The 22,930-nt window shown below is 68.8% G+C and carries 20 protein-coding genes and 2 tRNA genes; 6 read left to right on the top strand and 16 right to left on the bottom strand.

What is annotated here, in order from left to right:
• Window positions 1-101 precede the first annotated feature (101 nt).
• The 7 genes from ACH442_RS24395 to ACH442_RS24365 form a co-directional block, all read right to left on the bottom strand.
• Window positions 102-980 carry a hydroxymethylglutaryl-CoA lyase gene (locus ACH442_RS24395; RefSeq protein WP_396340397.1) on the bottom strand — a complete coding sequence of 293 codons (879 nt, stop codon included), beginning with the start codon at window positions 978-980 and terminating at the stop codon, window positions 102-104.
• A gap of 3 nt (window positions 981-983) precedes the next feature.
• Window positions 984-2,306 (bottom strand): acetyl/propionyl/methylcrotonyl-CoA carboxylase subunit alpha, encoded by a 1,323-nt coding sequence (locus tag ACH442_RS24390; protein ID WP_396340396.1) that lies wholly within the window; start codon window positions 2,304-2,306, stop codon window positions 984-986.
• A 136-nt stretch (window positions 2,307-2,442) separates the two neighbouring features.
• Window positions 2,443-3,048, bottom strand: coding sequence for a TetR/AcrR family transcriptional regulator (locus tag ACH442_RS24385; protein ID WP_396340395.1), 606 nt, complete (start codon window positions 3,046-3,048; stop codon window positions 2,443-2,445).
• Between the two features lie 32 nt (window positions 3,049-3,080).
• Window positions 3,081-5,852, bottom strand: coding sequence for a tetratricopeptide repeat protein (locus ACH442_RS24380; RefSeq protein WP_396340394.1), 2,772 nt, complete (start codon window positions 5,850-5,852; stop codon window positions 3,081-3,083).
• Complete coding sequence (locus ACH442_RS24375; protein ID WP_396340393.1) at window positions 5,849-7,588, bottom strand: HSP90 family protein; 1,740 nt, start codon at window positions 7,586-7,588, stop codon at window positions 5,849-5,851. The genes ACH442_RS24380 and ACH442_RS24375 overlap by 4 nt, the downstream gene beginning before the upstream one ends.
• A gap of 64 nt (window positions 7,589-7,652) precedes the next feature.
• Entirely contained in the window at window positions 7,653-8,552 is a 900-nt protein-coding gene (locus tag ACH442_RS24370; protein WP_396340392.1) for a sulfurtransferase, read from the bottom strand.
• A 57-nt stretch (window positions 8,553-8,609) separates the two neighbouring features.
• Entirely contained in the window at window positions 8,610-9,383 is a 774-nt protein-coding gene (locus ACH442_RS24365; protein ID WP_396340391.1) for an SGNH/GDSL hydrolase family protein, read from the bottom strand.
• 130 nt (window positions 9,384-9,513) lie between these two features.
• Here ACH442_RS24365 and ACH442_RS24360 point away from each other — a divergent pair, with 130 nt between their 5' ends.
• The 4 genes from ACH442_RS24360 (at window position 9,514) to ACH442_RS24345 (ending at window position 13,052) form a co-directional block, all read left to right on the top strand.
• Entirely contained in the window at window positions 9,514-11,247 is a 1,734-nt protein-coding gene (locus tag ACH442_RS24360; RefSeq protein ID WP_396340390.1) for a proline--tRNA ligase, read from the top strand.
• 33 nt (window positions 11,248-11,280) lie between these two features.
• On the top strand, window positions 11,281-11,670 hold the full coding sequence (locus ACH442_RS24355) for a CBS domain-containing protein (protein WP_396340389.1): 390 nt from the start codon (window positions 11,281-11,283) through the stop codon (window positions 11,668-11,670).
• A 293-nt stretch (window positions 11,671-11,963) separates the two neighbouring features.
• Complete coding sequence (locus ACH442_RS24350) at window positions 11,964-12,392, top strand: SufE family protein (RefSeq protein WP_396340388.1); 429 nt, start codon at window positions 11,964-11,966, stop codon at window positions 12,390-12,392.
• An 18-nt stretch (window positions 12,393-12,410) separates the two neighbouring features.
• Entirely contained in the window at window positions 12,411-13,052 is a 642-nt protein-coding gene (locus tag ACH442_RS24345; RefSeq protein ID WP_396340387.1) for a DsbA family protein, read from the top strand.
• Window positions 13,053-13,086: 34 nt separating this feature from the next.
• Here ACH442_RS24345 and ACH442_RS24340 read toward each other — a convergent pair whose 3' ends face one another.
• The gene (locus tag ACH442_RS24340) at window positions 13,087-13,638 is read right to left on the bottom strand and encodes a YbaK/EbsC family protein (protein ID WP_396340386.1); all 552 of its coding nucleotides are present in this window, start codon (window positions 13,636-13,638) and stop codon (window positions 13,087-13,089) included.
• A 160-nt stretch (window positions 13,639-13,798) separates the two neighbouring features.
• On the opposite strand from ACH442_RS24340, the gene ACH442_RS24335 reads away from it, so the two are divergent.
• On the top strand, window positions 13,799-14,374 hold the full coding sequence (locus ACH442_RS24335) for a hypothetical protein (RefSeq protein ID WP_396340385.1): 576 nt from the start codon (window positions 13,799-13,801) through the stop codon (window positions 14,372-14,374).
• Between the two features lie 136 nt (window positions 14,375-14,510).
• Here the strand turns inward: ACH442_RS24335 and ACH442_RS24330 are convergent, their stop codons facing one another.
• From ACH442_RS24330 to gyrB, 8 genes are all read right to left on the bottom strand, one after another.
• Complete coding sequence (locus tag ACH442_RS24330; protein WP_396340384.1) at window positions 14,511-14,921, bottom strand: NUDIX domain-containing protein; 411 nt, start codon at window positions 14,919-14,921, stop codon at window positions 14,511-14,513.
• Between the two features lie 91 nt (window positions 14,922-15,012).
• Window positions 15,013-15,474 (bottom strand): DUF6461 domain-containing protein, encoded by a 462-nt coding sequence (locus ACH442_RS24325; RefSeq protein WP_396340383.1) that lies wholly within the window; start codon window positions 15,472-15,474, stop codon window positions 15,013-15,015.
• Window positions 15,475-15,738: 264 nt separating this feature from the next.
• A tRNA-Ala gene (locus tag ACH442_RS24320) sits at window positions 15,739-15,811 on the bottom strand.
• Between the two features lie 10 nt (window positions 15,812-15,821).
• Complete coding sequence (locus ACH442_RS24315) at window positions 15,822-15,950, bottom strand: DLW-39 family protein (protein WP_212847121.1); 129 nt, start codon at window positions 15,948-15,950, stop codon at window positions 15,822-15,824.
• Between the two features lie 103 nt (window positions 15,951-16,053).
• Window positions 16,054-16,127, bottom strand: a tRNA-Ile gene (locus tag ACH442_RS24310).
• Window positions 16,128-16,203: 76 nt separating this feature from the next.
• Window positions 16,204-17,094, bottom strand: a complete 891-nt coding sequence (locus ACH442_RS24305; RefSeq protein ID WP_396340382.1) for a DUF3566 domain-containing protein — start codon at window positions 17,092-17,094, stop codon at window positions 16,204-16,206.
• A gap of 3 nt (window positions 17,095-17,097) precedes the next feature.
• Window positions 17,098-19,611, bottom strand: coding sequence for a DNA gyrase subunit A (gyrA, locus tag ACH442_RS24300; RefSeq protein WP_396340381.1), 2,514 nt, complete (start codon window positions 19,609-19,611; stop codon window positions 17,098-17,100).
• A gap of 124 nt (window positions 19,612-19,735) precedes the next feature.
• Entirely contained in the window at window positions 19,736-21,688 is a 1,953-nt protein-coding gene (gene gyrB, locus ACH442_RS24295) for a DNA topoisomerase (ATP-hydrolyzing) subunit B (RefSeq protein ID WP_396340380.1), read from the bottom strand.
• 524 nt (window positions 21,689-22,212) lie between these two features.
• Here gyrB and ACH442_RS24290 point away from each other — a divergent pair.
• Window positions 22,213-22,779, top strand: a complete 567-nt coding sequence (locus tag ACH442_RS24290) for a hypothetical protein (protein ID WP_203743602.1) — start codon at window positions 22,213-22,215, stop codon at window positions 22,777-22,779.
• Window positions 22,780-22,930: the final 151 nt, after the last annotated feature.

Here is a 22,930-nt window from a genome sequence, read left to right as displayed (position 1 = left end):
GGGACCGGCGATATCGGCCACTCGGTATTGGTAACGACGTGAGCGAGCGAGAAGTCACGCGAGCAAATCAGAAAAATGATCGCAGGAATCGCGTCGAAGAATCACACGAGACGGTTACGCGGCCCAGCTCGCAGAACACCTGACGGAAGGGAACGACCGACCAGGCGTTCGGCCAGTTCGGCGGCGTGGAGCAACTTGTCCAAATCGATTCCGGTGTCGTAACCCATGTCGTGGAGCATGTGGACGACCTCCTCGGTCGCCACGTTGCCGGAGGCGCCGGGTGCGTACGGGCACCCGCCCAGCCCGCCGGCGCTCGCGTCGAACTCGACGATTCCGAGCTCAAGGGCGGTGAGAATGTTCGCGAGCCCGGTGCCGCGGGTGTTGTGGAAGTGGAGCAGGTCCGGCCGTACTGCGGAAAGAAGGTCTTTGACCCGGCGCGGGGTCGCCATCCCGGTGGTGTCGCCGAACGCGATCCGATCCGCACCGTCGGCACGCACCCGTTCCACGATGCCGGCCACCCGTTCCGGGTCGATGTCGCCCTCGTAGGGGCAGCCGAAGCTGGTCGCCACGATCACCTCGAGCGTCGCGCCGGCCTCGTGCACCAGCGGGATCAGCCCGGCGATGTCGTCCAGCGACTCGTCGGTGGAGCGGTTGAGATTGCGCCGGTTGTGGGTGTCGCTGGCCGAGACGACCACTTCGATCTCGCGGAACCCGGCGGCGAGCGCGCGCTCGGCGCCCCGGGTGTTCGGGATCAGCGCGGAGTAACGGACGTCCGGGTTGCGGTCGATCCGGGACCAGACCTCGTCCGCGTCGGCCATCTGCGGGATGGCCTTGGGGTGCACGAACGAGACCGCCTCGACGCGTCGCACGCCGGTCCGGCTGAGCGCGTCGATCAGCTGGATCTTGCCGTCGGCCGGGATCGGCTCCTCGTTCTGCAGGCCGTCGCGCGGCGCGACCTCACGGATGCTGATGAAAGGCATGTTTCACCTCATCCGGCCGACGATGCCGGTGTCGTAGTCACCGGAGACGAACTCGGGATTCTCCAGCAGCTCGGCGAAGAACGGGAGGTTGTTCTTCGGCCCGGCGATCGCGAAGCCGGCGACCGCGGCACGGGCCTTGGCCAGCGCTTCCATCCGGTCGGCGCCGACCACGATCAGCTTGGCGAGCAGGGAGTCGTAGAACGGGGTGACCGTGTTGCCCTCGGTGTACCCCGAGTCGACGCGGGCGTCGGCCGGCTCCACCCAGGTCGTGATCTTTCCGGGCCCGGGGAGGAAACGCTTCGGGTCCTCGGCGTTGATCCGCAGTTCGATCGCGTGACCCGATTTGTCAGTACTTACTGTCACGTCCTCGCCACTGGCGATCCGCAGCTGCAGCTCCACCAGGTCGATGCCGTGGATCAGCTCGGTGATCGGATGCTCGACCTGCAGGCGCGTGTTCATCTCCAGGAAGAAGAACTCGCCGGTCGCCGGGTCGAGCAGGCACTCGACCGTGCCCGCGTTGCGGTAGTTCACCGCCTCACCGGCGCGGACCGCGGCGGCCAGGATCCGCTCGCGCAACTCCGGGCCGACCGCCGGGGAAGGCGCCTCCTCGACCAACTTCTGGTTGCGGCGCTGCACCGAGCACTCCCGCTCGGAAAGGGCGATCACCCGGCCGTCGGCCAGTCCGAGGATCTGCACCTCGACGTGCCGCACGCGCGGGAAATAGCGCTCCAGCAGCACCGATCCGTCGCCGAACATCCGCTCGGCGAACGCCTGGACCTTGCCCAGTTCGGTGCGCAGCGCCGCCTCGTCGGCCGCGACGGCCATGCCCATCCCACCGCCGCCGGCCGCGGCCTTCACCATCACCGGATAGCCGATCTCACGTGCCGCAGCGAGGGCCGCGTCGACGTCGGCGACCGGCTCGGTCGTGCCCGGTGCGACCGGCACACCGGCCGCGGCCATCAGATTCCGGGCATTGATCTTGTCGCCCATCGCGGTGATCGCGTCGGCGGCGGGTCCGACCCACACCAGGCCGCTTGATTCGACAGTACGGGCGAATCCGGCATTCTCGCTGAGGAAGCCGTACCCGGGATGGATCGCCTGAGCGTTGCGCTCCTTAGCGGCGGCGAGAATGGCGTCGGCGTTGCGGTAGCTCTGCGCCGGGTTCGCCGGACCGATGGCGACGGCCTCGTCGGCCTCCAGCACGAACGGCAGGTCGGCGTCAGCGTCGGAATGAACCGCGATGGTACGGATGTTCAGGCGCTTCGCGGTGCGGATGATCCGGCGGGCGATCTCGCCGCGGTTGGCGACGAGCAACGACTCGATCATGGGGCTCCTGTGTGTCGGCGTTCCGGCGTGCCCTGTAGGACGGCCGGTGTTTCCGTCGCCTCCAGGGTGGCCGGTGGGCCTCCCCGCAGGCAGGTCTTCAGGCGCGTTCGTTCAGTTTTCGCAGTTCACCGGCGGGTCAGCGGCCGGTCAGAGCATGCATGGTCGCGTCGCGCAGCAGGGCCGCCCGCCGGCGCCGCTCCACCTCGCCGCCCAGGAACGGCGTCGAGTTCATCAGGCCGAACGCGGCGTGCGCGAGCACCCGCGCCTCGGCCGGCTCCAGCTCGGGCCGCAGCAGGGTCAGCACGCCGACCCACTCCTCCACGTAGAGCCGCTGCAGCCGCCGGATCTGCCGGCGTGGCTCTTCCGGCAGCCGGTCCAGCTCGTGCAGGTGCAGCGCGATCACCGCCGGGTTGGCCAGCGCGAAGTCGACATGGAAGTCGATCAGGTCGGCCAGCGCCGCCTCGGCCTGTGCCGTCTGCCGGGCGACGCGTTCCCGGCCGCCCTCCAACAGGCCCTCGCTGACCGGGATCAGCGCGGCGACCAGCATCGCCTCCTTGCCGGCGAAGTGGTGATACAGCGCCGGGCCGGTGACGCCGGCCGCCGAACCGATGTCGTCCATCGAGACACCGTGATAGCCCCGCGCGGCGAAGAGGCCGACCGCGATCTCGAGGATTTCGTCGCGGCGTGACCGCCGCCGGGGCGCCGGCGGGGTGGTCCGGTGCCGCTGTTCTACCGTCGTCACCTCGCCACCTTAACCCTTCGTCAAGTCCTTGCTTAACGGTCGTTCAGCCGATCGACGGCTTCCCGGACCTCGGCGTAGAGCTCCGGGATCCGCCTCGCCGGCGGCAACGTCTCCATCAGCGCGAGCGCTTCGACCGCCCGGCCCGACCTGAACAACGCCTCGGACCGCATCCCGGCAACCCGGTCGGCGTCATCATCGGCGCCGATCGCCCGCAACCGTTCGGGTGCGCCGTCGAGATGTGGCAGGGCCTCGGCCCATCGTCCGCGACGCATCAGGAGATTGCCGACCTCGAATGCGAACACGCCGCGGCCCCACTGGACGCCGGGCTGTTCGGCCAGTTCGGCGGGGAGTTCTTCGTACCGGCGAGTAACCAGGGCGATCAACTCCTCTGCCTCTTCGACCTCGTCGGCGTAGTTGAGGGCCGCGAGCCGGCGACGCAGGACGCGCAGCTCGCCGACCGGATCACCGGCCTCGCGCAGCGCCTCGGCCGCGGCCCGGAACGTCAAGGCCGCCTCGGCGTCGCGGTCCAGCCGGTAGAGCACCTCACCGGCGTCCTCACCGATCTGACCTCGGCCGGCCGGATTGTCGGCAAGAATTTCGATCAGTTCGCGGTAGAGCTCCAGCGCCCGGGCGGTGTCACCAAGATCACGATAGATGCCGGCCAGCATGTACTTCGTGTCGTTGGCGGGCGCGGCGAAGCCCAGCCGCTCGAACCCGAGCAAGGCTTCCTCGGCCACCTCGGCGGCCTCCGGCAGGCGGTCGGCCGCCCGGTACATCTGGGCCAGATCCTGCCGGGCGAAAGATCCGGAATGGTCGTTTTCCTGCTCGGTGCTGATCGCGACAGCCTCCACCATGTCGTCGATCGCGTCGGCCGTGCGACCCGAGGCCATCAGCGCACGACCGCGCAGGGCATGGGCGACCAGCTCGGCACCGGGCACCCCGAACTCCAGCGACTCCGTCATCGCGGTCACGACGTCGGCCGGATCCTCGGCCATCTGGCCGTAGATCGTCGCCGCCTCGGCGCTGGACCGGGCCGGCCCGTTCGCCCGGTAGAAGTCCCACGCCGCCCGGGCTGCCTCGCGAGCCTCGTCGTCGCGGTCCGCGGCGGAACGGTTCCGTGCCCGCATCAGGGCGTGGTACGCCACCCGGCGCGGCTCCCCGAACTCGGTGGCGTGCCGATCGGCGCGGTCACCGGCCCCGTTCGCCTCGTCGAACCGCTCCATCATGAAGTACAAGGTGGACACTCGCATCCAGGCGCTCGCGCGTTCCCGATGGGTGCCGTGCTCGTCCTGGTAGTCGGCGTCGGCCTGGACGGTCGACAGCGCCTCCTCCGGGGCGAGTTCCTCGCGGCGGGCGCGCTCCAACGCCACCCGGGCGCGCAGGGCGCTGACCTTGCCGGGATCGCCCGTCACCTCGTACGCCGAAATCGCTTTTTCGAAGGCCTCGACGGCGCCGCCGGCCTCCTCCCCGGCGCGGCGGAAACCGCGAAGCGTCCAGAGCCGGCCGGCGAGGTGCGGATCGGCCGGGTCAGGGAAGCGGCCGGCGAACGCCTCCAGCACCGCGTCGATCGCCTCGAACTCGTCCGCGTCCAGGTGTTTCTCCGCCAGGTCGAGCAGCTCGGCCGCGGAAAGACCGGCGGGAATCTCAGCGATCTCCGGCTTCTGCTCCTTCCGCGGCGTCTGCAGTGGAGGGTGCGCCCGCCGCGCCGTCGGGGACAGCGGCAGCACCACGGCATAGGGCTCGGACGCCATCGTCTCGGCAACCATCCGGCCCTGGTGATCTGTACCGTTACGGGCATCGAAGCGCTCCGCCAGCCCGGTCGCGTGAGCCGTCAACTCGTCCGCCAGCGCCGCGACGGTGACGTCCTCCCGCCCGGTCCGCCGGATCGTCGTGTCGCCGTGTCCGAGCGCCACGAGCCGGCGCAGCAGCGCGACCGCGGCCGCCGCGAAATCCATCCCCGCCGCCGGCGACGGCGCCCTGTCCAGCCAGTCGATGTGCCGCTGGAGGATTTCCAGCCCGCGCGCCTCGTTGCCGGTGCGCGCACAGAACAGGATGTGGTCACCGATCCCGGAGAGATCGGCGAGATTACCCCGCTCCACCAGGTAGGAACGCCGGTGCGCATCGGCCGCGTCCTCCGGCCGGCCGCTCTTCAGGTACGACACCATCAACTCGCTGAGAATGCTCTGCGGCTGCTCGCTGCAGTTGAGCTCGCCGGCCAGGACGGGCGCGGCCAGCTCCACCGCCTCCTCGAACCGCTCCCGCCGGTTGAGGTGGACCACCATCGTGGTCGGGTCGCAGCCGGCACAGTCGGAGAGCTCGTTGCGCGGCGCCGCCCGCCACTTCTCGAACCAGCCGTCGGCCTCCTCGGTCGCGCCGATGTGCCGGGCGACCAGGTAGCGGTGCTTGTAGACCGGCTGCAGACCGTGACCGGTCTCGCGGTAACGCCGTTCCATGTCGTCGAGCACCGCGTACGTCCGCGCGAGCGGAATCTCCGGGAACTTGGTGAGTGCGCTGGTCATGGTCTTGAACAGCCAGAGCAGGTTGTGGGTCCACCGCTCGTGGTACGGCTGCGGGTTCCGATCGAAATCGGCCACACACCAGGAGAACGTGGCGAACGACTTCACCGACTCACCGCCGTAGATGTACGCCGTCGTCGCGAACAGCCGGGTGTAGAACGCCAGCGCCGGGTCCCCCGCACCGTCCGCGTGCCGGAGCACCTGCTCGACCAGGGCGATCTGGGCCGCGCCGTGCGGCAGGTGATGGGCCTCCTCGAGAACGCCCCACAGCTCCTCCGCGGTCTTCATCGGGTCTCCTCCCCGGGGACGGCCCGGTCCAGCAGGCCCAGGAACGACGTGGTCAGCAGGGCCGCGTCGGACGGCCGGATCGGATGGTGACCGAGCAGCAGCGCCTGGCCGTAGAGCGACTCGACGGCCAGCCCGGCCAGCTCGGCGTCACCGAGCGCGCTGACCCGCCGGATCAGCGGATTCCGGTGGTTGAGCACCAGTTGGGGACGATCGTTCGGCACGGTCGAGGAGAGCGCGTCGAGCACCCCGCCCCACAGGTCGTCGGCCTGGTCGCGGCTCGCCGTGAACTCGTCGTGGAACGCGGCGGCCCGGCTCACCAGGTACAACGCGGGGAGACTGGCCGGGTCGAAGGCGCGGATGACCACCTCGCAGCCCAGCTTGTCGAGGCGGCGCTGCGCGGCCGTCAGGAACGGGCGCAGGCGCAGCTCGGTCTCCGCGTCGACGGCGGTGAACTTCGTGGTCAGGTCGGTCGGGTCGAGGCGCTCGGCCCGCACCTCCTGGTCCAGGGTGGCGAGCCGCTGGATCAGGTCGGAGTCGTAGACGTAACCACCGTTGATCAGCCCGACGTCCTGCGCGGCGGCCACGGCGGCGAGCTGGCGGAACTCGTCGGCCGTCGCGGCGTATCGAATGATCCCGAATCGGGCCCGGAACTCGGCGAGCGTCAGCTCACCCACATTCGTCTGCATCGGATACCACTGCTCGACCAGGCGCAGCATCTCGTCGTCGTGCAGGGCCAGGGCCTTCACCCCGAGGTGGTGGATCTGCAGGAACTGGGCCAGACGCCGCGGATCGGTGGTGGAGAGCCGGAACAGCCAGCCACGCAGCTGATCGGCGATCGCCTCCCGGGTCTCGGCCAGCATGCCGTCGTCGTAGAGCGCCTCACGGCTCGCGGTCGGGCGCAGCTCGGTGCTGTCCACCACGCAGCGCGCGAAGAACGCCCACTCCGGGAGCAACCCCTCCACGCTCTCGGACAGCAGCATCCGCTTGAGGTAGACCCGGTGGCCGCCCCGGCTCGCCGGGTTGACCGGCGTGGGCAGCACGAACGCCGCGCCGCTGAGGCCGGAGCCGGGCACGTTCAGTTCGATCACGTCGAAGGGGCGAAAACCCAGAACCTCTTCCGCGTACGCATTACGCTCGCCCGCCGGCAGCGCCCACGGCACCGTCCCGGCGGTGACGCGGCGCCCGTCCACGGTCACGTCGACCGGCAGCAGCGAGCCGTAGAGCTCGGCCAGCTCGGTCACGGTCGTGCTGGTCAGGTAGTGCTCGGCACCCCGCCGCGCCATCAGCGTCACCGTGGTGCCCGGCTCCCGCGCGTCGCCCGGCCGCACCTCGTAACGCCCGTCGGAGTAACCGGTCCAGAGCACCGGGGCGGCACCCGCACGCCGGGTGTGCACGCGGATCTCGTCGGCCACCAGGAAGCAGGAGAGCAGCCCGATGCCGAACTGGCCGAGGAACTCGTGTCGCGCGAAGCCCAGCTCGTCCCGCTTCGAGCTGCGGCCGATGGTGGCGAGCAGCTCGTGCACCTGCGCCTCGGTGAGCCCGATGCCGTTGTCGGTGATCCGGAGGGTGTCGCCGGTGGTGATCTCGACCCGGCCGGCGTGGTCGGGACCGAGCGCGGTGATCGCGTCCACGGCGTTCTGCAGGAGCTCGCGGACATACACGCGGGGGCTCGCGTAGAGGTGGTGACTGAGTAGATCGACGATGCCCCGTAGATCGACCTGGAAGGTGTTGCTCACGGCAGCGCACGGTACCGGGTCCGTCTGACAAAAAGGGGCCCTTTTCGAGGGCCCCTTTCGAAGATCAGCTGAGCCCGCCGGGCTCCCCGCCCTTGGCGATCGGCGCCCGGACCAGGTTGCCCCACTCCGTCCAGGAACCGTCGTAGTTGCGCACCTGCGGGTACCCCAGGAGGTGACGCAGCACGAACCAGGTGTGGCTGGACCGCTCGCCGATCCGGCAGTACGCGATGATGTCGTCGCCCGTCTCCAGACCCAGCTCGTCGCGGTAGATCTTGATCAGCTCGTCGTGTGCCTTGAACGTGCCGTCCTCGTTCGCCGCCGACTTCCACGGCTTGCTCACCGCGCCCGGGATGTGCCCGCCGCGCAGCGCACCCTCCTGCGGGTAGGCCGCCATGTGGGTCAGCTCGCCCGTGTACTCCTGCGGGGAGCGGACGTCGACCAGGGGACGGCCGCTGGCGATGTGGCCCATCACCTGGTCCCGGAACGCGCGGATCTCGGCGTCGTTGCGCACCGGCACCGGGTACTCCGCGGTGGGGCGGGTCGTCTTGTCACGCGTCACCGGCCGGCTTTCGGCCACCCACTTCTGCCGGCCACCGTCGAGCAGACGCACGTCGCGGTGTCCGAAAAGACTGAAGACCCAGAGTGCGTACGACGCCCACCAGTTGAAGTTGTCGCCGTAGAACACGATCGTGTCGTCGCGGCCGATGCCCTTCGCCGCACACAGCGCAGCGAACGCGGCCGGGTCCAGGTAGTCCCGGGTGACCTGGTCGTTCAGCTCCAGGTGCCAGTCGACCTTGACCGCGCCCGGGATGTGCCCGGTGTCGTACAGCAGCACGTCCTCGTCCGACTCGACGACCACCAGACCGGGGGTGTCCAGATTCGCGGCGAGCCACTCGGTGGTGACCAGTTTGTCGGGGTGCGCGTAGGCCTGCAGCGCCTGCGCCGGATCGTTCGGAACGGACATGCCTGTCACGTTAGCCCTCGCCGCGGGGCCCACGTGGGGCCCGTGACAAGCGCTACCTCACCGAATGTCGATCGGGGCCAGCACCGGCCGCTTGGCCGTGACGAGGTCGCCCGACGACTGGCCGCGTAGGTGCCGCCCCACCCAGGGCGCCAGGTGTTCCCGGGCCCACCGCAGGTCGGCGCTGAGCGCCAGCCGCCACGGCGTGGCCTGCGGAGCCGGCGGGATCAGCATCCATTCCTCGTCGACGCCGACACCCAGCGCGTTGAGCACGTGCCCGGCGACCCGCCGGTGCCCGGACTCGGACAGGTGCAGCCGGTCGTCGCTCCACAGGCTGCGGTTCAGGTATGCGTGATCGGCGAAGAGGTCGATCAGATATGCCCCGTGCCGCTCGGCGATGTCCCGGAAGCCGTCGTTGAGGACCGCCGCCCGGGCGCTGATCATGCGCTGGCCACCGGGGATGTGCACGGCGACGTCGGCGAACCGGAACATGATGACGTCGGCACCGGTCGCCCGGATCCGCGCGATCACCGGCTCGATCCTCGCGACCAGCGTGTGCGGGTCGACCCGGGGCCGCAGGATGTCGTTCCCACCGGCCGCGAAGCTGACCAGGTCCGGCTTCATCCGCAGGGTCGGCTCGAGCTGCTCGGCGATCACCTGGTCGAGGAGCCGGCCACGGATCGCCAGGTTGGCATATCCGAAGTCGGGGCCGGAGTCGACCGCGAGCCGAGTGGCGACCAAATCGGCCCACCCACGGTAGGTGCCGTCCGGATACCCGTCGCACATACCCTCGGTAAAGCTGTCACCCATTGCCACGAAACTGCGCCAGGCCATCGTTCCCCCCAAACGGCTGTTCAGCTGTGGGTGCCAGTTTTCACCTGACTCGCAGAGAGCGGAACGTGACGCTGGCGACACCTGAATAAGCACGTGATTTGGTGCCGCGACCGCTCTAGGGTGGACGACCATGCTGCTTCGGATGTCCACCCTGCTGCTCAAAACCCTGCGTGAGGAGCCGACGGACGCGGAGGTGCCGAGTCATCGGCTCCTGGTGCGCGCCGGATTCGTCCGTCGCGCCGCCCCGGGCGGCTACACCTGGCTACCGCTCGGCAAGCTGGTCCTGGACCGGATCACCGCGATCGTCCGCGAGGAGATGACCGCCGTCGACGGGCAGGAGGTCGCGTTCCCCGCGTTGCTGCCGCGCGAGCCCTACGAGGTGAGCGGCCGCTGGACGGAGTACGGCGACGACATCTTCACGCTCAAGGACCGTCGCGGCGCCGACCACCTGCTCGCGCCCACCCACGAGGAGATGTTCGCGCTCCTCGTGCGGGACATGACATCGTCCTACCGCGACTTCCCGCTGCGCCTCTTCCAGATCCAGACGAAGTTCCGCGACGAGGCGCGCCCCCGCGGTGGCCTCCTCCGCGGGCGCGAGTTCCTGATGAAGGACGCTTACTCGTTCGATCTGACAGATCAAGAGCTGATTTCCGCGTACGCCGTGATGCGCGCCGCCTACCAGCGAATCTTCCACCGGCTCGGCCTCGAGCACACGATCGTCTCGGCGGTCTCCGGAGCGATGGGCGGGTCGGCCTCGGAGGAGTTCCTGGCCGCCGCCGAGGTGGGCGAGGACACGTACGTCGGCTGCACCAGCTGTGACTACGCCGCCAACACCGAGGCCGTCACCACGCCCGTGCCCACCGAGCATCCCGCCACCACACCCGAGCCGGCCGTCCACGACACCCCGGACACCCCGACCATCGCCGCCCTGGTCGACGTCGCCAACGAACGCAAGCTGGCCGGGCGTACCGACTGGACCGCCGCCGACACCCTGAAGAACGTGGTCGTCACCGTCCACCACCCGGGCCGGGAGGACGAGGTGGTCGCCATCGGCGTCCCCGGCGACCGCGAGGTCGACCTGAAGCGCCTCAACGCCGTGCTCGCCCCGGCCACCGCCACCCTCTTCGACGATTTCGCGTCCCGGCCCGACCTGGTCAAGGGTTACCTCGGGCCACAGGGCATCAAGCTGCGCTACCTGGCCGACCCGCGGGTCGCGCCCGGCACCGCGTGGCTGACCGGCGCCAACGAACCGGGCCGACATGCCACCGGTGTGGTGGCCGGCCGCGACTTCACCCCGGACGGCACGATCGAGGCCGCCGAGGTCCGCGCCGGTGACCCCTGCCCGGCCTGTGGCGACGGCGCCTTGACGATGCGGCGCGGCATCGAGATCGGGCACATCTTCCAGCTGGGCCGCCGCTACACCGACGCGTTCGAGGTGGACGTGCTGGGCGCCGACGGCAAGCCGGTCCGGCCGACCATGGGCAGCTACGGCATCGGCCTGTCCCGGGCGGTCGCCGCGATCGCCGAGCAGCACCACGACGTCCGCGGGCTGCTCTGGCCGGACGAGGTGGCCCCGGCCGACGTACACCTGGTCGCCGCCGGCAAGGACGGGCAGGTCGAGGCCGCCCTGGAGCTGGGCCGGACGCTGACCCGGGCCGGGGTCCGGGTTCTGGTCGACGACCGGCGCAACGTCTCGGCCGGCGTCAAGTTCACCGACGCCGAGCTGATCGGCATCCCCCGGTCCGTCGTGCTCGGCCGCCGCCTCCCCGAGGGGTACGTCGAATGGCGTGACCGCCGGACGAATGAGCGAAAGGACGTGCCACTTGTGGACGTTCCGGGGTTGGTCGTGGGAGAACTGGAGTAATCGACGTATCGACGGCGGCGAGGGAGTGCAGGCATGGCGAGGCTGGTTGCTGACGCGATGACGCGACGGGTGGTCTACCTCCCCGCGGACACCCCGCTCGACGAGGCCGCACAGGCGATGCGTGACCAGGGCATCGGCGATGTCGTGGTGACCCACGGGCCGACCATGGCCGGCATCGTCACCGACCGGGACATCGTGGTCCGTGCCATCGCCGAGAACCTTCCCGCGCGGACCACCACGCTCGGCTCGATCGCTACCCGGGAACTCATCATGATCGAGCAGAACGCGACGGTGGAGGAGGCGGTGCAGGCCATGCGCGTGCGTGCGGTCCGCCGCCTCCTGGTCTGCGACACCGACCGCAAGGTGGTCGGGCTGCTGAGCCTCAGCGACGTCGCCCTGCTCCCCACCTCGGCCGTCGCCTGATCGCTGTCGCTCTGCTCTCCCGATCCGGCTCAGGCCCCGCCGGTTTCGGCCCGACACAGGCCTCACCGCTTTCGGCCCGACTCAGCCCTGCCGTCTTCGGCCCGACACAGGCCTCACCGCTTTCGGCTCGACTCAGCGCTGCCGTCTTCGGCCTGGCTCAGGCCCCGCCGCTTTCGGCCCGGCCCAGCCCCTGCCGCGCCCGAGGCGACCACGGCTTTCGTGCCGCTCCGGAGTGACGCGGCCCTCTTCACCGGTGCCGTCGACGTGTGCGCTCAGCGCGTAGGTTGGTCATCGTGACCGATATGCCGCCGAAGCTCGCCGAGATCGTCGAGGAGTTCGCCTCCGCTCCCCGCGAGGTGGTGCTGGAGATGATGCTGGAGTTCTCCGACGCGGTCTCCCCGCTCCCGGCCGAGCTGGCCGGGCATGCCGGCATGGAGCAGGTCCCGGAGTGCCAGACCGCGTTCTTCCTCAAAGCCGAGGTGCAGCCGGACGCCACGGTCGTGACGTTCTTCGACTGCCCGCCGGAGGCACCCACCACCCGCGCGTTCGCCGGAATCCTGGCCGAGGGCCTGGCCGGCGCAACCGCGCCGGAGATTCTCGCGGTGCCGGACGATCTCTACGCCCGGATGGGCCTGGCCCAGGCGATCAGCCCGCTCCGGGTCCGTGGTGGCACGGCGATCCTGGCCCGGCTGAAGCGGCAGATCTCCGAGCAGCTGAGCTGACTCCCCGAACGGAGAAGTGTGGACATCCAGTTCTGGTCCGACGCCGTCTGCCCGTGGTGCTACATCGGCAAGCGCCGCCTGGAGAGGGCACTCGCCCAATGGCCCGGCGAGGTCACCGTCACCTACCGGGCGTACCAGCTGGACGCCTCGCCCGTGCCGCAGCCGCTACCCCTCAAGAAGGCGATGGCGGAAGTGTTCGGCGACCCGCAACGCACCGCCGAGATGCTGGCCCACGTCACCGCCGTGGCGGCTGCCGAGGGTCTGACCCTCGACTTCGACCGCGCCCTGGCCGCGAACACGCTCGCCGCGCACCGCCTGATCGCCTGGGCCGCCACCCAGGGTCGCCAGGCCGACCTGCTCGACGCCCTCCAGCGCGCCCACTTCACCGACGGCCTCGACATCGGCTCCTTCCCGACGCTGGCCCGGATAGCCGGGGCCATCGGCCTGGATGCCGCGGCCGCGCTCGCCTACCTAAGGTCGGATGCCGGCACCGCCGCGGTCGTCACCGACCTCACAGCGGCACACGAGCTGGCGATCACCACCGTGCCCTTCCTGCTGATCGACGGGAAATACGCGGTGCAGGGCGCACAGGAGACGGCCGCCCTGCTCGACGCGTTCGCCGAGATCACCCGGCGCGAAGCCGTAGATGCCGGTCTATAGCGTTTCACGTGAAACGCTATAGACGCTGATCACTTCAGTCGATTTCCTTGGCCAGCCCTTCGATGACCTGGGCCCCGGGAAGTGCACCGAGGACCGGCCCGGCCACTGCGATCTTGCTGTGCCGGACCCCTGATCCGACGATGACGTGCGGCATGGCGATCACCCGGGAATCGACCAGGATCGGCCAGTCGGCCGGCAACCCGATCGGGGTGATCCCGCCGTACTCCATCCCGGTCAGCGACACGGCCTCGTCCATCGGCGCGAAGCTGCACTTACGCACGTCGAGGTGCCGCCGGACCACGCCGTTCACGTCCGCTCGAGTGGTGGCCAGGACGATGCAAGCCGCGTACTTCGTGACCTCCCCGCGCCGGCCGGCCACGATCACACAGTTCGCCGACTCGGCGAGTGTCACGCCGTACGCCTCGCAGAATGCCGCCGTGTCGGCGAGACTCGGATCGATCGGCGCGACCAGCACCTGATCGATGTCGACCGGCGCATCGTCCGGCCAGACGGCCAGCGCCTTGGCCACCGGCGCCGCGAGCAGATCGGGTCGAGACTGAGCAGATTCGGTCTGCAGGCTTCCCATCACGCCCGCCATCATCACCCCGATCCCGGCCCCAGGGCCATATGACCGCGCGACCGATACCTGGCCGCCACTCAGAGCCCCATCCAGCACCCCCACGCAAGCCTGAGGCGAACTGCGCCGCCCTCAACACGTTGCCTCAGGTTCTTGCGGATCATGCCGAATGTCTGAGGTTGTGGAGGAGGAGCTCACCCTGGAACGTCGCGCACCCCGAATCGGCAGCGTCAGCGGCCTGGCCCTGATGACGGGTGCCACTGCCATGGCAGCGGTCGGCGGTGGCCACCACTCGGTATTCGCGACGATCCTGCTGGCCCTCCTGGCACTCGGCATGGCTCACGCCTTCACCGTGGAGATCCAGCGTCAGGCCCACCGCCGAACCGGCCGCTGGGGCCGCAACGATCTGATCAACACCGTGCTTCTGGCCAGCTGGGCAGTCACCTCGCTGACGATCGCGCTGCTGCCCTACCCGCCGGTCTCAGTACGCGTCCTGGGGCTTCTGCTGACCTTCAGCTACGCCGCGGCCGCCGCCTACTTCGTGGCCGAACGCCACCACGCCATCACCGCCGCCTCAACCCGAACCACCGCGGCGGTCACCGCCGCCTCAACCCGAACCACCGCGGCGGTCACCCCGCCGACCGCCTCCGAGCCGGCCGCTCCATCGCTCCCGGAGCCGGCTCCGGCCCAACCGTCCGACCGCGACCCGGCCACCCCGTCCGTTGCCGAGTCCGCCAACGCCTGAGTCACCGGCGACCATCCACATCCTTACTGACCCGGCTCGACAACTCGTCGAGCCGGGTCAGCCACGTCCGGGCCTACTTCACCCGTCTCCGGTGCTCTCGTCGGTCTCCCGGTCAGCCACGATCCGACCCGGCCCGCTACACGACCGGCCCCATCGTCGGCAGCACCACCATCAGCGGCGGCACCGGCACCCCGCTGGTCTCGATCGGCAGTTCCGGCACCGGCAACCAGTCCAGCCCGAGCGGCTCGGGCCCCTTCCCGTCGTCCCGCCCGGCTCGTGGCTCCCCGTCCGCGACGGTCACCGCGAAGACCGAAGTCATCCCCGACGGATACGGCATTTCCAGTACATATCGCAGGTCGCTGACGACCAGCCCGGTCTCCTCGAAGACCTCGCGCCGCACCGCGTCCTCGGCCGTCTCGCCGGGCTCCAGTCCTCCACCGGGCAGGGTCCACCATTCGCCGCCCCCGGATCGCCGGCTGCGCTCGTGCACCATCAGCACGCGGCCGTCCCGCACGATCACGGCAGCGGCCCGTCTTCGTTCGCTCACGAGTCGCAGGCTAGCCGCCGGAGTGCCCCGACGCAGGTTTCCTTCATTCCTCTGTGGATAACTGGCAGACCCGTATCGGGCAAATGCGTAGCTACACCTTCGGAACGGTGACCAGCAGGAAGAGTTTCTTGGAGAGGACCGCCCCGCTCAGCTTGAGCCGGGTCTTCTTCTCGATCCACGTGATCGCCGTCTCGGTGTGATCCGTCACGTCGGTCACCAGCCGGCCGCGCTCGTAGACGCGCCGGGTCCCACGCCCGCCGCCGTCCCCGCGGTACGCCACCACGGTCCGCCCCGTGGACAACGGCCCCGCGATGTCCTCGTTCATGCCCAGGCCACCGGGCCCATCCTCAAGGAGCATCGTCCACCGGCCGAACCCGCTCACGCCGAGGAAGTACCGCGCGGCGTTCTCCTCGCCGTCGCCGGGCCCGACCACTTGTGGCCAGGTGACCTGCTCGGAGATGGTCCCGCCGATCGCTTTCACGGCCGCCTCGGACCGCAGCCCGCTCACCATGGTCAGGCAGAAACCTCGCCCGAGCGGACCGCCGGCACCCACCCACTGGTGTCCTTGATCACTGCTGATGTCAGTCAGATCTGTCCGGGTCTGGCTGGCCAGTTCTGTCCGCGACCGACCGCATCCGGCCAGAGGGGCCAGGACCACCGCCGCCAGAAGAACCCGCCGTCTCATCGAGTCAGTAGACCAAAGATCGAGACGACCGGTACGGAAAAGAATGAGATGGGCCGGCGACGTGTCCGGACAGGAAACGAAGGCCTGGAAAACGCTGAAGCCCTCACCGATGGTGAGGGCTTGAGAAGTCTGTGGAGCCCAGGGGACTTGAACCCCTAACCCCCGCCTTGCAAAGGCGGTGCTCTGCCAGTTGAGCTAGGGCCCCGGACAGCGCCTCAGCGCAGATCAGGAGCGGTGGTCGCCTCGTGCCACAGGGCCCGCTCGTCGCTGGAGGCCTTGACCTTCTTGACCACCAGCGCAGCAGCACCGACCACGGCCGCCACGATCAGAAGCTTCTTCAGCATCAACTACCCCCACTCTGGGACGGGAGACGCAAACTGTGCGAGCAAAACAGTGGGCGACCCGACGTCCGCGCTATTCGTGCGGACAGGATCGCCCGATCGCTCGTGGGGCTAGATGGAATCGAACCATCGACCTCAGAGTTATCAGCTCTGCGCTCTAACCGACTGAGCTATAGCCCCTCACCTGCGGACAGAACATTACCGCATCGGGTTGCGAGCCACCAAAACGGGGGTGGCTCACAACCCGACAGGAAGGTCAGTCGCGCTCCGCGAGCGTCAGCTCGATGCCGCCGACCAGGTCGGCGCAGACGTTGTAGATGAACGCCCCGAGCGTCGCCAGCGCCGTGAACAGCACGACGTTGACCGCGCCGATCAGCATCGACGTGCCGATGACACCCCACGCGGTGATCCGGAAGCCGCCGCCGGTCTCCGCACCGCCGCTCGCGTTGACCAGTTCCTTGAGGCTGTCGTTGACCGACGTCCAGACGCCCATCGTGTCCAGCGCCAGGTAGAGCACCGAGGTCGCGACGACCACCACGATGAACAGCACGATGGAGACGGCGAACGCGAACTTCATGACGGACCAGGGGTCGATCCGCTTGAGGTTCAGGCGAGCCCGGCGCGGGCCGCGCGCGGCTGCCGAGGACACCGTGGAACGGGCCGAACGAACCGCTTCGGAGACCCGGGCGGCCCCGACCGCCGACGTCCCACCCGGGCCGGCCGGCGTGGCCGTCCCGCTGACCGGCGAGGTGCGCTGTTTCGCGGCGCCGGGCGGGGTCACCGTGGGTGCGGCACCCGCCGGCCGCGCAGTGCCGCCGGTGACCGTGCCGGGCGCCGTCGCGGGGCGCGCCTGAGCGGCCCCGGGCGCGGCACCCTTGCCCTTGGTCACGACCGGCACCGCCGCCGAGGCCTTGGCCACGGCAGGGCCACCGGGCCGCTTGTCGGCCTCCGGTGCGGCAGCGGGCTCACCGGGCGGCGGGGCCATGCCCGGCGCCCTGGTGAACTTCGGCGGGGACGGGGCATCGGCGGGGACAGCGGCGCGCCCAGCGGTCTCTCGTCCAGTCGTCGCGGCGCCATCCTTCGGCGCCGCATCGCCTGGAGTCGATGAGCTCCCGGGGCCCCCCGACTTCGCCTGTGTCTCCGGCATCAACTAGTCCTGTTCGTCAGGCTCGTCGGCATTGCGAGCAAGCGCCACGATGGTTACACCTTCAGGGAGGTCCATCAGCTTGACCCCCATTGTGTTCCGATCCCGTGTGCGCCGTACAGGCTTCACGGGAGTCCGGATGACACCACCATTGCTGGTGATGGCAAACAGTTCATCCTCCGGGCTGATCACCAGAGCGCCGACAAGTCCACCACGACGTTCGGTGATCTTCGCGGTGAGCACCCCCTTGCCGCCGCGCCCTTGCACCGGATACTCCTCGATCGGCGTGCGCTTCGCATACCCACCGTTGGTGGCGACCAACACATCCATGTCGTCACGCACCACTTCCATGGCGAGAAGCTCGTCGTTGTCGCCGAAGCGCATACCGATCACACCGGACGTCGCCCGCCCCATCGGCCGCAGGGCCTCGTCGGTCGCATTGAACCGGATGGCCTGGGCATGCTTGGACACGAGCAGGAGGTCGTCCTCCGGTGCCACCAGAGCCGCGCCCACCAATTCGTCATCCTCCCGCAGGTTGATGGCGATAATGCCACCGCTGCGGTTGGAGTCAAATTCGTCGAGGCGGGTCTTCTTCACGAGACCATTCTTAGTGGCGAGCACAAGGTACGGCGCGACCTGGTAATTCGAGATCTGGATGACCTGGGCGATCTGCTCGTCCGGCTGGAACGCCAGCAGGTTCGCGACGTGCTGACCCTTGGCCGTCCGGTTCGCCTCGGGCAGTTCGTAGGCTTTTGCCCGATACACCCGGCCTTTGTTCGTGAAGAACAGCATCCAGTCGTGCGTCGAGATCACGTAGAAGTGCGAGACGATGTCGTCCTGTCGCAGGGTGGCGCCACTCACACCCTTCCCGCCGCGCTTCTGGGATCGATACATGTCGACCTTGGTGCGCTTCGCATAACCAGTTCGTGTGATCGTCACCACAACGTCCTCGCGCGCGATGAGATCCTCCATGGAGACCTCGCCGTCGAACGGGATGATCTGGGTACGACGGTCGTCCCCGAACTTCTGCACGATCTCGCCGAGTTCCTCGGAGATGATCGCGCGCTGCCGCTCCGGCTTCGCCAGGATGTCCTTGAAGTCGGCGATCTCCAGCTCGATCTTGGCCAGCTCGTCGAGGATCCGCTGCCGTTCCAGGGCGGCCAGCCGGCGCAGCTGCATGTCGAGGATCGCGGTGGCCTGGATCTCGTCGACGTCGAGCAGCGTCATCAGGCCCTGACGGGAGTCCTCCACCGTGGGCGAGCGCCGGATCAGGGCGATGACCTCGTCGAGCATGTCCAGCGCCTTGGACAGACCGCGCAGGATGTGCGCGCGTTCCTCGGCCTTGCGCAGGCGGTACGCCGTACGCCGTCGGATGACCTCGATCTGGTGGTCGACGTAGTAGCGGATGAACTGCGCCAGGTTCAGCGTCCGCGGCACGCCGTCGACCAGCGCCAGCATGTTGGCGCCGAAGGTCTCCTGCAGCTGGGTGTGCTTGTAGAGGTTGTTCAGCACCACCTTGGCGACCGCGTCCCGCTTGAGGACCAGGATCAACCGCATGCCGGTACGCCCGGACGACTCGTCCCGGATGTCGGCGATGCCGGTGAGCTTGCCCTCCTTGACCAGCTCGGCGACCCGCTCGGCGAGGTTGTCCGGGTTCACCTGGTACGGCAACTCGGTCACCACCAGGCACGGCCGGCCCCGCTGGTCCTCCTCGACCTCGACGACCGCGCGCATCCGGATCGAGCCGCGGCCGGTCCGGTACGCGTCCTGGATCGCCTGCTGGCCCACGATCAGGCCGTAGGTCGGGAAGTCGGGACCCTTGACGATCTCGAGGAGCGCCTCGAGCATCGTCGCCTCGTCGGCCTCGATGTTGTCCAGGCACCACTGGACGGCGGCCGCGATCTCCCGCAGGTTGTGCGGCGGGATCTTGGTGGCCATGCCGACCGCGATGCCTTCGGAGCCGTTGACCAGCAGATTCGGGAAGCGCGCGGGCAGGATCGTCGGCTCTTTGGTACGCCCGTCGTAGTTGTCCTGCATGTCGACGGTGTCCTCGTCGATGTCCCGCAGCATCTCCATCGCCAACGGGGACAGCTTCGACTCGGTGTACCGCATGGCGGCCGGCGGGTCGTTACCCGGCGAGCCGAAGTTGCCGTTGCCGTCGATCAGCGGGTACCGCAGCGACCACGGCTGGCCCATCCGCACCAGGGCGTCGTAGATCGACGAGTCGCCGTGCGGGTGGTAGTTGCCCATCACGTCGCCGACGACGCGCGCGCACTTCACGTACCCGCGGTCGGGGCGGAAGCCGGCGTCGTACATCGCATAGAGGATCTTGCGGTGCACCGGCTTCAGACCGTCGCGGACGTCCGGCAGGGCACGCCCCACGATGACGCTCATCGCGTAGTCGAGGTACGAGCGCTGCATCTCGACCTCGAGACCCACCGGCTCGACGCGCTGGGTCACACCGCCGCCGGTTTCCTCCGGGGAAGCGTCGCCGTCAGGGGGTTCGGGAATGTCAGTCACTGTTAACCCTTACTCAAGGTGAAGCCAGACAAATTCGGCCAAAGGCCCGCGAACTGCTGTGGATAACACTGTGGAAAGGTGCCCTTCGCTGTGGACACGTGACCAGCAGTGCAACCCGGGAAGATCAGATGTCGAGGAACCTGACGTCCTTCGCGTTGCGCTGGATGAAGGACCGCCGGGCCTCGACGTCCTCACCCATCAGCACGCTGAACAGCTCGTCGGCCACCGCGGCGTCGTCCAGGGTGACCTGGCGCAGCGTCCGCGTCTCGGGATCCATCGTGGTGTCCCACAGCTCGTGGAAGTTCATCTCGCCGAGACCCTTGAACCGCTGGATGTCGTCCGGCTTGGCGTTCGGCTTCTTCTGCTGGCGCAGCTCGATCAGGCCGTCCCGCTCGCGGTCGGAGTACGCATACTGCGCGTCGTCGCCCCGCTTGTTCCACTTGATCTTGTAGAGCGGCGGGGCCGCCAGGTAGACGTGACCCTGCTCGACCAGCGGCCGCATGAAGCGGAACAGCAGCGTGAGCAGCAGCGTCTGGATGTGCTGGCCGTCGACGTCCGCGTCGGCCATCAGGATGATCTTGTGGTACCGCAGCTTGCCGATGTCGAACTCGTCGTGGATGCCGGTGCCCATCGCGGTGATCAGCGACTGGACCTCGTTGTTCTTCAGCACCCGGTCGATCCGGGCCTTCTCCACGTTCAGGATCTTGCCGCGGATGGGCAGGATCGCCTGGTACTTGCTGGACCGGCCCTGCTTGGCCGAGCCGCCGGCCGAGTCGCCCTCGACGATGAACAGCTCGGTCTCACGCGGGTCGGTCGACTGGCAGTCGGCCAGCTTGCCCGGCATCGAGCCGGACTCCAGCAGCGACTTGCGCCGGGCCAGCTTGCGCGCCTGCTGCGCGGCGATCCGGGCGCGGGCAGCCTGGTCGGCCTTGGTGATGATGAGCTTGGCGTCGGCCGGGTTGCGGTCGAACCAGTCGGCCAGCTGCTCGTTGGCGACCCGCTGCACGAAGCTCTTCATGTCGGTGTTGCCGAGCTTCGTCTTGGTCTGGCCCTCGAACTGGGGCTCGCGCAGGGTCACCGAGATGATCGCGGCGAGACCCTCGCGGATGTCCTCGCCGGACAGCTTCTGGTCGCCCTTGAGGAACTTCTTCTCGATGCCGTACTTGTTGACGATGGTCGTCAACGCGGAACGGAAGCCCTCTTCGTGGGTGCCACCCTCATGGGTGTTGATGCGGTTCGCGAAGGTGTAGACCGACTCGCCGTAGGACTCGTTCCACTGCATGGCGATCTCGACGCCCATGCCGGCCTCGTCGTCCTCGGTGCTGAACTGGATCACCGTCTTGTGGATCGCGTTCTTGGTCGCGTTCAGGTGCCGGACGAAGTCCGCGATGCCGTCCGAGTACATGAAAGTGACCTTGCGGGGTTCACCGTTCTCATCCTCGAACCCGGGACGGCTGTCGGTGAAGTTGATGGTGAGCGCCCGGTTCAGGAAGGCCATCTCCTGCAACCGGCGGTAGATCGTCTGGTAGTCGAACTCGACCGTCTCGAAGATGTTCGGATCAGGCCAGAACTGGACGGTCGAGCCGGTCTTTTCGGTGACCTCGCCTTTGATCAGCTCGGTGGGGATCGACAGGTTGTACTTCTGCCGCCAGACGAAGCCCTTCTTGTGGATCTCCACCGCCATCCTGGTGGAGAGCGCGTTCACCACGGACACGCCGACGCCGTGCAGGCCACCGGAGACCTTGTAGGCCTGGTTGTCGAACTTGCCACCGGCGTGCAGCACGGTCAGCGCCACCTCGACACCCGGCTTCTTCAGCTTGGGGTGCAGGTCCACCGGGAAGCCACGGCCGTTGTCGGTGACCGAGACACCGCCGTCGGCCAGCAGGACGACGTCGATGGTGTCGCAGTACCCGGCGAGCGCCTCGTCGACGGCGTTGTCCACAACCTCCCAGATCAGGTGGTGCAGACCGCGCTCGCCGGTCGAGCCGATGTACATGCCGGGACGCTTGCGAACCGCTTCAAGGCCTTCGAGAACGGTGATGGAATCGGCACCGTACTCCTGATTGTTCTCTGCCACCCTCGGCCGCTTTCTCGCGCCGGACCCGGAAGGCCCCGCACGGGGTTGGCAGGCGCCCAGCAGCGATCGGCGTGCACGAAGCACCGGCTGATGACACCGCGGGAAGAGCGGACCACCGGTGGAACCGTGCACGCCGGTCGCCGCGGGCTGCCCGCGGATCGTGATCGGCTGGAAAAACCGCGTAGCGTGACGAAGGTAGCTGCGTGTAGCAGTCCGAACACCGTCAAGCACAGTTTTCCCGGTCGCTGTCGATTCTACTCCGCCGAAGCGAGTTGGCGAGGGCACGCACCCCTTCCGGGCGTCTGAGAGTCCCGTAGCGCGATTCAGCCTGCCTCCCACGTCTCCCCCCACACGGAACGCTCAGCCGCGCAATCGCAAACGCTGCCAGCCGGGCGCGCCTTCCGGGCCGGGTCCGCCCTCGCTGCCACACTGCCTGTCAGCAGCGGGCGCTGGTGTCATAACCTCACCCGCGCGGGCCGTGCACGGCGCAAGGCCATGAGGTCATGTCGAGGAAGGGTTGCCCGATGGCGCACGACAAGGGCCTGGACAACGTCGCGGTGCATTGGCCGCGGACGAACCAGTACTACGACCCGGTGGCTCCCGCCGAGTTCGTGGACTTCGGCGCGATCGCCGATGCCCCGGAGATCGCCGCGCCGACCGGCGCGCTCGCGCTGCACATCGCCAAGACCGGAACGGTGCGCGCCACCGCGTACACCGAGCTCGTCGACCTGTTGCTGGGCCTGGAAGGCGTGCTCTACGCGACCGACGCGGCCGCCGAGGACGAGGACCCGGTGATCGACCCGGACGGATGCGCCTGGATCGCCGGTGGCCTGGAACGCTTCGTCGAGGGGCACGAGAAGTTCGGCGACCTGGTCACCTTCGACACGGTCGCCGAGGTGATGCGGACCGCGATCGCCGGCGGCCGCCTCGCCGAGCAGCAGCTGCGCTGGCTCGACCATCGGCTCGCCGCGCTGCGCGACGACGCCGGCAACGCGCCGCACTGGAGTTTCGCCCGCACCGAGCTTGCGGTGCTGGCCGGTTTCTACCGCCGCTGCGCCGAGCGCGGCTTCGCGATCTTCGCCGACTACTGACCGATCATTTCCGGTCAGGACCGCCAAGATCGAAGATCAAATTCTTCTTGTCCCATGTGAGTGGGTGGTCCGGGCCGCCGCTCCCGCGGGGACCCTTCCGGGCCGAGCAGGGCGCTGGCGCGCCCTGAACGCTCGCCCCGAAAGGGCGGCG

The sequence above is a fragment of the Actinoplanes sp. NPDC020271 genome, from assembly GCF_044388125.1.
Classification (GTDB): domain Bacteria; phylum Actinomycetota; class Actinomycetes; order Mycobacteriales; family Micromonosporaceae; genus Actinoplanes.
The sequence above is the reverse complement of the archived record's forward strand: the minus strand, read 5'-3'. Positions and strand labels throughout refer to the sequence as shown.